This window comes from Nonomuraea sp. B1E8, from assembly GCF_039871515.1.
Classification (GTDB): Bacteria; Actinomycetota; Actinomycetes; order Streptosporangiales; family Streptosporangiaceae; genus Nonomuraea.
On the sequence record NZ_JBDPLS010000025.1, the window covers coordinates 24,378 to 37,959 of the forward strand.

At 63.9% G+C, this 13,582-nt stretch carries 7 protein-coding genes; 5 read left to right on the forward strand and 2 right to left on the reverse strand.

Annotation, left to right across the window (positions count from 1 at the left end; all coding sequences use genetic code 11):
- Positions 1-33: 33 nt before the first annotated feature.
- Together ABGA98_RS44080 and ABGA98_RS44085 are read right to left on the reverse strand one after the other, a co-directional pair.
- Positions 34-1,194: a serine/threonine-protein kinase gene (locus ABGA98_RS44080; RefSeq protein ID WP_347624454.1), complete on the reverse strand. Its 1,161-nt coding sequence runs from the start codon at positions 1,192-1,194 to the stop codon at positions 34-36.
- Positions 1,195-1,273: 79 nt separating this feature from the next.
- Positions 1,274-3,829, reverse strand: a complete 2,556-nt coding sequence (locus ABGA98_RS44085; protein WP_347624455.1) for a UvrD-helicase domain-containing protein — start codon at positions 3,827-3,829, stop codon at positions 1,274-1,276.
- A 325-nt stretch (positions 3,830-4,154) separates the two neighbouring features.
- Between ABGA98_RS44085 and ABGA98_RS44090 the strand changes: the two genes are divergently transcribed.
- The 5 genes from ABGA98_RS44090 (at position 4,155) to ABGA98_RS44110 (ending at position 13,572) form a co-directional block, all read left to right on the forward strand.
- Positions 4,155-6,599, forward strand: coding sequence for a class I SAM-dependent DNA methyltransferase (locus ABGA98_RS44090; protein ID WP_347624456.1), 2,445 nt, complete (start codon positions 4,155-4,157; stop codon positions 6,597-6,599).
- On the forward strand, positions 6,592-7,797 hold the full coding sequence (locus ABGA98_RS44095; RefSeq protein WP_347624457.1) for a restriction endonuclease subunit S: 1,206 nt from the start codon (positions 6,592-6,594) through the stop codon (positions 7,795-7,797). The genes ABGA98_RS44090 and ABGA98_RS44095 overlap by 8 nt, the downstream gene beginning before the upstream one ends.
- Before the next feature lie 87 nt (positions 7,798-7,884).
- Positions 7,885-11,040, forward strand: coding sequence for an HsdR family type I site-specific deoxyribonuclease (locus ABGA98_RS44100; RefSeq protein WP_347624458.1), 3,156 nt, complete (start codon positions 7,885-7,887; stop codon positions 11,038-11,040).
- A gap of 19 nt (positions 11,041-11,059) precedes the next feature.
- Positions 11,060-11,764 (forward strand): SprT family zinc-dependent metalloprotease, encoded by a 705-nt coding sequence (locus tag ABGA98_RS44105; RefSeq protein WP_347624459.1) that lies wholly within the window; start codon positions 11,060-11,062, stop codon positions 11,762-11,764.
- Positions 11,764-13,572 (forward strand): N-6 DNA methylase, encoded by a 1,809-nt coding sequence (locus ABGA98_RS44110; protein ID WP_347624460.1) that lies wholly within the window; start codon positions 11,764-11,766, stop codon positions 13,570-13,572. Before ABGA98_RS44105 ends, ABGA98_RS44110 begins: the two co-directional genes overlap by 1 nt.
- The last annotated feature ends 10 nt before the right edge of the window (positions 13,573-13,582 follow it).

Sequence of the window (13,582 nt, forward strand, 5' to 3'; positions counted from 1 at the left end):
AGTAGAGCCTGTGAACTTAGTATGCAAGCATTTCTATAGTGACAGTAGTAGGAGTAGTTGTGATGCCGATGGACGTTCATGCGGGGCCTTGCGCATGGCCTGGTGGACGAGCTCGCGAAGAGGCGGGGGAACTATGCGAAGGTCCGGGTCGGAGTTGATGATCTGGTTCTCGACGGCCCAGACGGACGGACCGTCGAAGGCCAGGCGGCCAGTCGCCGCGAAGTACATGGTTGAGCCCCAGCTGAAAATGTCCGAGGCTGGACTTGCCTGACGGCCTTCGACCTGCTCGGGCGACATGAAGGCCGGTGTGCCCTTGGCGCCCCCCGATATGGTCAGCCGTTCGACGGCACGTGCGATTCCAAAGTCGATCACCCGCGGGCCGTCAGGACCGAGCAGGACGTTGGCCGGCTTGAAGTCACGATGGACGATGCCTGCCTGGTGGATCCCGTTGAGCGCAGCGGACGTAGCGATGGCGAGCCGCACCAGGCTGTCAGGAGAACGCGGGCCCTCGCGACGGATGAGCTGATCAAGTGAGGGCCCCTGAACGTACTCGCTCACGATGTACGGCCTGCCGTCGTGGACGCCCACGTCGAACACCCGCGCGGTTGTGAACCCCGGCACCCGGCGGGCCGCGCTGGCTTCGGCGAGGAAGCCGTCTCGCTCAGTGAAGGACACCCGTGCATGCAACAGCTTGACGGCGACCTGCTCGCCGTCCGGAGAGCGAGCCAGGTAGACCTCGCCCTGGCCCCCTTGGCCGATCTTCGAGAGAAGCGCGTACGGCCCCACCCACGCCTGTGCCGGCCCGGATGACCGTCTTGGCGGCACCGGTCCTGACCGGGTTCTCGGAACGGCCGGCGCAGGCGGGATCTTCTGCGGCAGGACCCGCTTGGCCAGGACGAAGAGGTGCACTGCACCGCCGAGATAGGTGCCCATCCAGATCATCGACGTGAGGGTCCAGCGAGCATCCTCCTTCGGTACGTTCTCAAGGGCCCACGAGGCTGCGAGCACCGCTCCCTCGACCGCGAGGTACGCCGCGGCGAAGATCCACAATGTTGTGTTGCGGAGGCGGTAAGCGGCATATCCAATCATGAATGGGATCGGTAACCCGCCGCAGCAGCAGACCGGTATCAGCGCCCAGGCCAGGCTCTGACGCAGGCTCCTCTGGAGGGCGGCCCTATCGGGCCCTACAGTCATGCCCCGCATGATATGTAGGTGTTCCGGCGCTAGCGCTTGCAGCGCGAGGAGTCGTCATCGCGGCCGGGAGGTTCCCCCGTCACTGCCCCAGAGCAGCGTTGACCGACGGGCCGGCCCAGCCCGTTTCGGTCTTCCAGATGACTGAGACATCGAAGAGCGTCTTGATGATCTCGAGCGCCCACAGGTCCTGCGGCTCCTTGGGCAGGACGAGGAACAGGCGGTCGATCTCCTTGTGTTTGCCGCTGGCCCATTCGGCTTCCAGGAGCCGAGGCGCCATGGCGCGGAGCTCGGCGTAGGTGTCGACGCTCTGCGCTGAGATCACGTAGAACCCGAGCCCGCGCTCGTCCTCACAGATGATGTCGGCGTACTGGGTATCCAGCAGGGGCTCGCGTTCGTTGCCGTACAACTCAGCCGCGAGCATGTGCTTGAGACGGGCGTGCGCTGGTTGCTTACGGCTGGCAGCCGCCTGCTCCTTGAGGAAGGCTCGAAACTCATCCCCGTCGGCGAACCGCTCATCCCGGGACGAGGGGACAGCGTCAGTCTTCTTGATCTCGTTCACAGGCACCTTGACAGGCCCGCCTAGTTCGGCAGGCAGAGGGGACGAATGGAGCACCGTCAGGGACTGCGTGCACCGGGTCAGAGCGACATAAAGCTGCCGAAGCCCCGTCGAACTCTGTTCGGCGAACAGATGCGGTTCTACCACCACGACGTGGTCGAACTCCAGCCCCTTCGCCATGTGCGCGGGCATGACGGCGATTCTCTGTCCCATCCCCGGCAACGCCGCCTCCTGGGAAGCGGCGATCCGCTGTGCGAGTTCGTCATGGACCTCGTCCTGCGCCGGAGTCAGGACCGCGACGGAACGCGCCTGGTCGCCGTCCTTGATGGCCAGCCGCTGGGCCCTCGTGACCGTCTCGGTGAGGATGCGCTGTCGGGATACCGGAACGATCTCCAGAGTGTCCGGCGACGACGGTCGGACCGAGGTCGGGATCACCGTGGAGGGCGAAATCTTCGTTCCCAGCATCGCGGCGAAGGTCATGACGTCGGCCGGCACCCGGTAGCCGATGCCGAGTTCGGCGATGTGCCAGCCTTCGGTGCCGGCCAGGATGTCGGCCAGGCGCTCCCAGACGTCGTACTGGCGGATCCCCGTGCTCTGCGCCAGGTCGCCGAGTACCGTCATCGAGCCGGAAGGGCACCAGCGGGCCAGCGACTTGGCCTGCATGGGGGTCAGGTCCTGGGCTTCGTCGATGACCAGGTGGTGGTAGCGCCGTTCGTCATCCCCGGTCAGGAGCCATCGGAGCTCCCCCAGACAGACGAGGTCCTCGGCCGACCACGGTTCGTCCGCGACTCGTTTCGCCTGGGGACGGACAAGCGCGGCCTGCTCGTCGAGGGTGAGCACGCCGAAGGCAGCGGCCGCGAGGCCGTCCTTGTCGGCGAGCAGTTGCCGATAGATCTGCTCTGCGCTGGACGACGGCCAGACGCGGTTGATGAGCGTGGAAACGGCCGCGACCTCCAGTTGGGTACGGAGCCGGGCGTCGGTCTGCTTGACCCGAGTCGCCTCGGCGTACTGGGTCAGCAGCCAGTCGATGACAGTGTCGATGAAGCGGCGGCGGCGCACCTGGTAAGAACCCCTAGCCGCACGAGCCGCCGAGGCCAGCCGGACGAGCTCGACTTTGTCGATCTCCAGCCGCGCACCACGGAAGTTGAAGCCCTCTTTGGCGGCGAGGTCCTCTCGAATGAGGTTCTCGACCGCGTTGTGCAGCACCCTGGCCATCCGGTCGTCCGACTTGACCAGGCGGGTGGCGACCGGATCGGTTCCCCGGACGTCACCTGGCCAGAGCTCGGTGATGTCCACGGTCGCCACACCGCGGCTGCCCATCCGGGGCAGGACGTCTCGAACGTACTGCAGAAACGCCTTGTGGGGGCCGACGACGAGCACCTGGTCCGGGGTGAAGTGCTCGTTGTCCAGCAACCAGGTGACGCGGTGCAGCCCGACCGCGGTCTTGCCGGTGCCCGGACCACCCTGGATGACGAGCACACCTTTTCGTTCGTCGGCGACCAGCTGGAGCTGGTGGCGCTGGATCGTCTCGACGATGTCACGCATGACGCCGTCGCGAGCTAGATCTAGGTCGGCGAGGAGGAACAGGTCGGGCTCGTCGTCGATGACCGGAGCCGGAACGGTTTCCCCTTTGGCGTTGATCACCTGAATCTCGGTGTCGCTGTAGTCGAGAACCTTTGGGCCGTCGCAGCGGAGCTGACGCTGTCGCCGTACATCCGCAGGATCTTCAGGAGTGGCCAGGCGCCAGGCGGTCGCCGCCTTGGACGTCCACTTCACCAACGCCAGCTCGCCCTGGCGGTCTCGTACGGTGGCGCGACCGATGTACCAGGTGAGCCTGTCATCGGGGTCATCAAGGAGGTCGATCCGGGCGATCACGAGGGGGTGGCGGCCGAGATCCTCACGTCGTCCGTACTCCTTCGGAAGATCCGGATGAGAGGACAATCCTGCGTCCGGACAATCCCCGAGGCTGCTCGAACGGAAGCTTTCGATGTCCTTTCGGTCCTGGACGATGCAGTCGTAGATGTGATCCACGGCTTGCTGTTCCTCAGCGATCACCGCATTCCGATCGACCGTGCTCATGTGACCTCCGGGGGAAGCGGTCGATGCCCGGCGTTGGGAGCGGTCCAACGACGGCATATCGAATCGATCTATCAGGTTTTGTGGCCTGTGTCACTAGGTGTGGCACTGGCAGCAGTCTGGACGTCTTTCGAGGAGCATAGCTCAGTGTGACGCCAGTACACAGGTAAATGTTGAGGTGTTGACGCAAACGGTGAACGGCTTCTATCGTCTGGTCCACAAACACCGTCCGCACCTGAAGGCCGGACGAACTGCGCGGACACCCGGTCACTGGGAGACTGGCCCTGGCACCCCTCACGTGAACCGACCGACCCAGAGAGGCCACCACGTGGCGAAGTTGACGTTGCCGCAGCTTGAGCGGCACCTGTTCGGCGCGGCCGACATCCTCCGCGGCAAGATGGACGCCTCGGAGTTCAAGGAGTACATCTTCGGGATGCTGTTCCTGAAGCGGGCCTCCGACCAGTTCGATGTGGTCCGCAGCGAGGTCATCGAGAAGCGGATGGCTGAGGGCAAGAGCCGCGAGGAAGCCGAGCAGCTGGCTGAGGTGCGCGGCTTCTACCGCGGTGACAAGTTCTACGTGCCCCCGGAAGCCCGCTGGAGCCACATCAGGAACGAGTCGCGCAAGAAGAACGTTGGCGACATGCTCAACAAGGCGCTCGGCGCCCTGGAGGAAGAGAACGTCGCCGCCCTCGAAGGCGTCCTGGAGCACATCGACTTCACCCGCAAGGTCGGCCAGTCCACGATCCCCGACAAGCGGCTGCAGCAGCTCATCGACCACTTCAACCGCGTACGGCTCCGCAACGAGGACTTCGAGTTCCCCGACCTGCTCGGCGCGGCCTACGAATACCTGATCGCCCAGTTCGCCGACTCCGCCGGCAAGAAGGGCGGCGAGTTCTACACACCGCGTGGCGTCGTCCGCATGATGGTCCGCCTGGCCAAGCCCCGGCCGGGCATGGCCGTCTACGACCCCTGCTCCGGCTCGGGCGGCATGCTCATCCACACCAAGGAGTACATCGATGAGCACGGCCTCGACTCGCGCGACCTGACCCTGGCCGGCCAGGAGTACAACGGCGGCACCTGGGCGGTGTCGAAGATGAACATGATCCTCCACGGCGTGCTCAACGCCCAGCTGGAAAACGACGACACCCTCGCCGAGCCCCGGCACCTCGTCGGCGGGGAGCTGATGCGCTTCGACCGGGTGCTCACCAATCCGCCCTTCTCCCTCAACTACTCCTCGGCCGACATGAAGCACAAAGAACGCTTCCAGTACGGCTACGCGCCTGAGACCGGGAAGAAGGCGGACCTCATGTTCGCCCAGCACGTCCTGGCGGTGCTGACCCCCGACGGCATCGGAGCCACCGTCATGCCCCACGGCGTGCTGTTCCGCGGCGGCAAGGAGAAGGACATCCGGGAGGGCATCATCAAGGACGACCGCCTGGAGGCGGTTATCGGCCTGGCCCCCAACCTCTTCTACGGCACCGGCATCCCCGCCTGCGTCCTCGTCCTGCGCGGCACCGACCCGCGACCGGCCGAGCGGCGCGGCAAGGTGCTCTTCATCAACGCCGACCGCGAGTTCACCGCCGGCCGCGCCCAGAACTACCTCGATCCGCAACACGCCGAGAAGATCGTCGCGGCGTACGAGGCATATGAGGACATCCCCGGGTTCGCGCGAGTCGTCGACATCAAAGAGCTCGGCGAGAACGACTTCAACCTCAACATCCGCCGCTACGTCGACAACACCCCTCCGCCCGAGCCCCAAGACGTACGCGCTCACCTGCACGGCGGTGTACCCAAGTCCGAGGTCGAGGCCAAGGCGGGGCTGTTCACGGCCTTCGGCATCGACCCGACGACGCTCTTCGCCGAGCGCGACGCCGACTACTTCGACTTCCTCCCCGAGGGCTGGCAGGCCACCGCCGCCCGCCTCCCCACCCTCGCGGAGCCTGCCGTCGCCCGGCTGCGCGAGGCTTTCGATGAGTGGTGGAGCCGCCACAGCAAACGCCTCGTCGAACTGCCCAGCACGCGCAAGGTGATGGAGGTACGCGCAGATCTGCTGGACTCCTTCGTAACCGAGCTAATGCCTATGGACATGCTCGACCGGTTCGAGCTGGCCGGCGTCGTGGCGGCCTGGTGGGGCGAGGCCCAGTACGACATCAAGACACTCGGTCTGAACGGATTCGAGGGCGTGGTGGAAGGCTGGCTCACCACCATCGAGTCGGCCTTCGCGCTGGACGAGGAGGACGTCGAGTACTGGGACAAGCAGAAGATCGCCGCCGAGAAACGCAAGGCCCGCGACCATCGCGTCGTCCCTGCGCTGATCCCCGACTACCTGGTCGAACTCGAAGAGGCCGAGACCGCCTATGCCGAATTGAACGCCCAGCTCAAGGCCGCTACCGCCAAGCCCTCGGAGGACGACGAGGAAACCGACGAGCCCGCCGAGGACCAACTCTCCGAGGCCGCACTCAAGGCACTCAAGTCCCGCACGGCCGCTGCCAGGAAGAAGGTCACCGCGCTGGAGGACCACTTCCTGCCCCGCCTCCGCATGGCCGCTGGCGCCCTGGACGCCTCTGGCCGCCGTAACCTCGTTCTCGACGTGCTCCGGCTACAGATCTCGTCCCGCTTGGATTCCCGTAAGGTCGCCGCCTGCCGGCTTTTCGAGAGCGCGTTCCGTGCTTGGGCCGACAAATATGCGGTTACCCTCCGTGACCTTGAGGCTCAGCGTGAGGCGGCTGCTGCCCGCCTCGACTCCTATCTCAAGGAGCTTGGCTATGTGTGACTCGTACGATCTTTCCCCAGGCTGGACGCGACTGCCCTTGCGAACGCTGCTCAGGCGCCGCAAGGAGCGGGCCACTGGAAAAGAATTGCTTCTCTCGGTCACTCAAACTCGCGGAGTTATTCGACAAGAGGAAGTTGGTAGGAGGGACAGCTCCAACGACGATAAAAGCAGTTATTGGCGTGTTCAGCAAAATGACATCGTCTACAATACGATGCGTATGTGGCAGGGGGTTTCTGGCAGATCCAACTTTCAAGGGATCGTCAGTCCTGCTTACACGGTCTGCGAGCCAATCGGGGAAGTGGAAACACGGTTCCTCGCATATCTGTTCAAGTCGCCGAAATCGATCTCTAATTTCTATCGTCTGTCGCAGGGCTTGGTTAGTGACACCTGGAACTTGCGATACCCAGCCTTCGCATCAATAAAATTTGATGTCCCGCCACTAGCTGAGCAGCGCCGAATCGCGGACATTCTCGACGCCCTCCACCAGCAGATCTCTGCCATCGAAGTGGTGATCGGCAACCTTCGTTCTAGCCACCATGGACTGAGTGAAAGCCTGATGAGGTCAGCGGAAGCCGAGACGATGCCGTTGAGCTCACATCTGACTCGGCCACCAAAGAATGGCTACTCTCCGAAGGAAGTCGACGAGTGGACTGGCCTCGTGGCATTGGGCCTAGGTTGCCTCACGCATGAAGGGTTTCAGCCCCGGCAGCTTAAAAACGTGCCGGCGCGAGATGGGCGCAACGCCTCAGCGATGGTCAACGACGGTGACCTATTGATGAGCAGAGCCAACACCAGGGAGCTGGTTGGACTCGCTGGCGTGTACCGAGATGTTGGCATGCCGTGCATTTATCCAGACCTCATGATGAAGCTCACTCCACTTCCGACATGCCGTACGGAATATCTGGAGCTGCACCTCCGTAGCGACGACATCCGCCGTCGAATCCAAGCGATTGCTCAAGGAACCTCTGAGAGCATGGGGAAGATCAGCGGATCGGAAGTTCAGCGCCTGCCTGTAGCGATTCCATCGCTCGCCGAACAGGACCGGATCCTGAAAATCGTAAATACGAGCCAGGAGGGCATCGAACTTCGCAAACGGGAGCGCGACAAGCTCGCACTTCTCGAACAAGGGCTTGCGGAAGACCTGTTGACCGGTCGAGTGCGGGTCGAGACGGCGGAATCCGTACTGGAAGACCTGTAACTCGGAGGGGCGACAGTAAGTTGTTCTCGTGTTTGGGTGATTGCTGGTGATGACGTTACTTGCGGAGTTAGCGAGGGGAGTCGGACGGTGACCGACTACGAATACTTGCTCGTCGAGAAGCCGCTCATCGAACAGCTCAAGGACATGGGCTGGGAACATCGGGCGGGAGCCGAGCATGGGGCGGTGATTCCGCTCTATCCGAGGCTGTCGGACCGGGGCAGTTTCGACGAAACGATTCTCGAAGACAGGCTGCGTGACGCCATTGAGCGCATCAATGGCACCTGGCTGGACGAGCGCAAGATGAGTCAGGCGGTCAACGCCATCACTCGGATCCCCACGACCAACCTGCTGGAAGCCAACAAGCAGGTCACCGACCTGCTGATCAACGGAATCCCGGTCGAAGACCCGGCGACCGGCAAATCCCGGACCGTGCACTACATCGACTGGAAGAACCGTCCGGGCAACAACGAGTTCACGGCGATCAACCAGTTCCGGGTGGATATCCCGGGCACTGGCGGCCACAAGCAGATCGTCCCGGACGTCGTGCTCTTCGTGAACGGCATCCCCCTGGTCGTTATCGAGTGCAAGAAGACCACCGAGAGCAATCTGGACAAGGCCGTGACCCAGCTTCGTCGCTACCGCGACAGCCGTACTGGGCTGTTCCGGCCGGTGCAGCTGACGGTCGCGACAAGCGGAGAGGACGCCAGGCTCGGCACGTTAACCGCGAAGCTTGAACACTACTTGCCGTGGCGTGACCCGTACCCGATGACGAAGAAGCAGCTCGCCGATCGGCTGGGCAAGGAAGAAGAGCAGCTAAGAAAGCAGGAGGTCCTGGTCGCCGGCGTGCTGGAGCCGGACAACCTGCTGAACATCCTGCACAACTTCGTCACCTTCATGACCACCGACGAGGGTGTCACCATCAAGGTCGCCCCTCGGTACCAGCAGTTCCGGGCGGTCGAGCGTGCGGTCGAGCGGCTGATGTCGGGCGAGCCGGGGCACCGCGGTGGCATCATCTGGCACACCCAGGGATCGGGCAAGAGCCTCACCATGACCTTCCTGGTACGGCGGCTGCGGTCGCTGGACGGGCTGGCGCACTACAAGGTCGTGGTGGTCACCGACCGCACCCAGTTGCAGGACCAGCTCACCGAGACGATGGCGCTGAGCAACGAGAAGGTGGACGTCGCCAAGAACACAGCACGGGCCAAGACCTTGCTCGGACGCAAGGGCCCTGGGCTGGTCTTCGTGATGATCCAGAAGAACCAGGGCGGTCAGCTCAAGGACCGCATGGAACTGGGTGAGATCAACACCGACGAGTCGATCGTCGTACTGATCGACGAGGTGCACCGCTCGCACACCGCCGCACTTGGCGCCAACCTCCGCCAGGCCATGCCGAACGCCGCCCGGATCGGCTTCACAGGCACCCCCATCATGAAGAAGCGGGGACAGCGGAAGACCAGCGTGGAGCTGTTCGGACCGTTCATCGACACCTACCGCCTCCGGGAAGCCGAGGAGGACGGCGTGATCGTGCCGATCCTCTACGAAGGCATCAAGGTCAAGGGTGCGCTGCAGAACGGCCAGGACATGGACGAGCTCTTCGAGGAGGAGTTCGAGGAGCTGACCGACGAGGAACGCCTGCAGCTGCAGGCCCGCTGGGCCACCAAGGGCAACGTGTCGGCGGCGCGGAAGCTGGTAGACGTCAAAGCCAAGCACATGCTCCGGCACTACGTGGACAAGGTGCTGCCCGAGGGCTTCAAGGCGCAGGTGGTCGCTTACGACCGGGAGACGACCGTACGGTATCGGGAAGCGCTCATGGAGGCCCGCGACGAGCTGGTCCGGGACATCGAGAAGCTCCCGCCGCACCTGCTCACCCGGGCCATCGAGGAGCTGAAGCCGCGTCAGGCCCAGCTCGTGAAGGCCCACAAGCAGCTCGAACTGTTGAAGCGGATGGACTTCGTGCCGGTGATCTCCAAGGGAGACACCGAACACGAGGACCGCTACGCCGAGTGGACCGACGAGGCCAAGCAGAAGACCCGGATCGAGGGCTTCACCCGGCCGTTCGGGGAGAACGACATCGCCTTCGTCATCGTCAAGTCGATGCTGCTCACGGGGTTCGACGCGCCGATCGAGCAGGTGATGTACCTCGACCGGAAGCTGGAGATGCACGACCTGCTCCAGGCTGTGGCGCGAGTGAACCGTACGGCCGGCAACAAGCCCTTCGGGTACGTAGTGGACTACCGCGGCGTGGCCCAGAACCTGGTAGAGGCGCTGCGTATCTACGCCGACGAGGAATTCGAGACGGACGAGAGCCTCGACGTCTCGGGCGCGCTGCGCGACCTGAAGACGGAGATCGGAAAGCTGGAGCCGCGCCGGCAGCGGCTTCGGATGATGTTCCGCGACTACACCGACGTCGAAGGCTGCGTGCAGGAGCTGGCGGATCCGCAACTGCGTGACCGGTTCGGCGTCGAGCTGGCCCGGTTCTCCCGGACAGTCAACACCGTCCTGCCCGACCCGGCGGCTACCCCGTACCTGGCCGACGCCAAGCACTTCGCCGTCATCAGGTTCACTGCGAACCGCCGCTACCGGATCGACGGCGGTGAGTTCGACCCGGGGGCGTACGGACAAAAGATCAAGCTGCTCATCGACCAGCACATCACCTCGCTCGGCATCGAGCAGCAGCTGCCGCCCATCGCACTGACCGCGACGAACTTCGCCGAACAGGTCGAGGCGATGACCGGCGGCTCACGGGCCAAGGCGTCGGAGATGGAGAACGCCATCCGGCATCACATCACCGTCAACGCCGGCCAGGACCCAGCCCGCTACCAGTTGCTGAGCGAGCGACTGGAACAGATCCTGACCGAGCTCAAGGATGACTGGGACGCCCAGCTGCTGGCGTTCAAGGACCTGATGGCCGACGTGGTGGAGGACCGGCGGGACAACCCCCACGAGTTCAGCCCCGCCGAATTCGCCCTCTACGGCGTCCTGCTTCAGGAACTGGCCACCTCCGACGCGGACCTGGAAGACCAGCGGTTCGTCAAGGCCACCCGGGAGATCATCCGGCTGGCCGGCCGGACCATCCACCGGCACGGCTTCTGGGACAAGCGTCCCGACGTCGCCGACTTCCGCGACGAGATCTTCGAGATCCTCGTGACCGCTGACCTCGGCGATGTCCATCAGCTGGAGAAGGTGGCGGACAAGGCCCGGGACGCTGTCAAGAACAACCACGCGACGATCCCCAAAGCCTGACCCTGGCATGCTGGTGACCGTGAGTGAAATACCGGGAGTCCTGCGAGTCGGCGACCTGGAGGTCGCCGTCTCGGTGAGCGATCGGCGCAAGAGCGTGCGCCTGACCGTCGAGCGGGACGCCTCGATTACCGCGGTCGTCCCACCCCAACTGTCGAAGTCCGAGCTGACCAAGGTGGTGGAGACCAAGAGACCCTGGCTGTACGGCAAGCTCGCGGAGAAGCGGGAGCTGGGCGACGCCCCACCCGCCAAAGAGTTCGTCACCGGCGAGGGATTCCGCTATCTGGGTCGTTCCTATCGCTTGCGCCTTGTGGACGCCGGCGAGGTACGGCTCATCCGGGGTCGTCTGGAGTTGCCCAGAGGAGGCAGCGCCAAGGAGCTTGTCGGTTGGTATCGCCGCGTCGGTCACCCCTGGCTGTCGAAACGAGTGCGTCCCTGGGCGACCCGGCTCGGTGTCGAGGTGAGCGGATTGCGCGTCCGACCGCTCGGTTACAGATGGGGATCATGTTCGCGGGACGGGCACGTCAACATCCACTGGGCCACCATGCAGTTGCCTCCGAGCCTGATTGACTACGTGCTTGTTCACGAGCTTTCGCATATTCAGAGACCTGATCACGGACCCGAGTTCTGGAGCACCGTAGAGCGGGCGCTGCCAGGGCATGAGGATTATCGCGAGCGGCTCCGCCGTGCCGGAAATGAGCTTTGGTTGCCGGAGGAGGGGCTCTGATGCAAGACGACGTCCTGGTCAATGCCGTTGACATCGCACGGATGGCCGACGTCGGTCGCGCCGCGGTGAGCAACTGGCGCAAGCGGTTCGACGACTTTCCCCAGCCTGTGGGTGGCACTGCCTCAAGTCCTGCCTTCTCGCTGAGTGAGGTGGAGCAGTGGCTCCGTGATCATGATCGTTATGTCGAAGTGTCACCGCTGGAACGGTTCTGGCAGCGATTGCGCAGCAGCACTGACGACCTGCGTCTAGGTGAGGTAGTGGCTGAGGTCGGTGCGGTTCTGCTGGGGGAGAGCGCCGAGCTTGACGAACCTCTGGCCAGGGAGGCTCGCGAAATCGGGCAGGCGGAGGGCGTGGTCGCCGCGTTCGACGGGATCTGCGAACGTTACGTCGATCTCCATTCCCGTCGCCTGCTGGCCACTCCGCCGGCAGTGGCAAGGCTGATGACCGCGATCGGTGGGACGGAGGGCGGCACGGTTCTCGATCCGGCCTGTGGAATCGGCACGATATTGCTGGCAACTCGTGGCAGCCAGGTAGCGGGCCAGGAGCTGAATGAGAACGCCGCAAGATTGACCAGCGTCCGGCTTCGGCTTCATGGCTATGAGGCGCAGGTCGAAGCCGGTGACTCACTACGCGTCGATGCCTTTGCCGGCGTTCAGTTCGACGCCGTGGTGTGCAATCCGCCGTTCAACGAGCGCGGCTGGGGATACGAGGAGCTGACCAGCGATCCACGTTGGGAATTCGGATTGCCACCACGCGGTGAGTCCGAACTCGCCTGGGTGCAACACTGCCTGGCGCATGTGAGGCCGGGCGGGCTCGTTGTGATCATGATGCCGAGTGTGGCTGCCAATCGCCGTCCTGGCCGGCGAATACGAGGAAATCTGCTGAGGGCCGGAACATTGCGAGCCATCATCAGCCTTTTTCCCGGCGCTGCTCCCGCCTCCAGCGGGCCGCCCGACCTGTGGGTGTTCCGCAAACCTGCCGAGGGAGAGGAACCGCCGTCGGACGTGTTGATGGTCGACGCGGGCGAGGACCTAACCATGGCCGAGGCGGCATGGCGGGCCTACTACGAGAACGCAGAGCTGCCGGAGAACAGCCGGGTGGTGCGGATCATCGACCTTCTCGATGAAGAGGTCGATCTGACGACGAGCCATCGAGTAGTTACGCAGGAACCCACCTCCGGGTACCTTGCGATGAGTGATCGCCTGTCATCAGTGGTGAAGCAACTCAGGCTTCCTCGGATCGCGGCAGAACCTCGCCGAGATCTTGCCATGACCAACCTCGGCGAGCTGGCCCGGGCAGGAGTCGTCACCATCATGCAAGGTCCGCTCAAACTCCCGAAAGACGGTGACCTTCCCGTACTCACGGCGAAGGACCTCCTGCTCAACCGAGAACCCACTGGCCGCACCCACGATGCTCCAGGACTTGTCCGTATTGAGGAGGGCGATGTGATCGCCTCCCTGCTCCTTTCCAGTGGCGCATTGCCACGGGTGATGACCGAAGCAGGCGCCGTACTCGGATCGCAGCTGCTACTTTTCCGAATGGATCCGGAGCGTCTCGACCCCTATTTCCTGGCTGGTTGTCTACGTGTCGAAGGTGCCACGGGGAGCCGTCATGGCTCGGCTGCCAGGAGAGACCCACGGCGGGCGTCACTTCTCAGGCTGTCGATCGAGGAACAACGCCGGTACGGAAAGTCGTTCGCTCAGCTTCTCGCGCTTGAGGACACGGCCAGAGCGTTGCGGGAGATCAGCGATAATCTTGTCCTTGCCGGGATTGACGGGCTTCTCGACGGGAGTCTGATCCCGGAGTGACCCCGGGAGG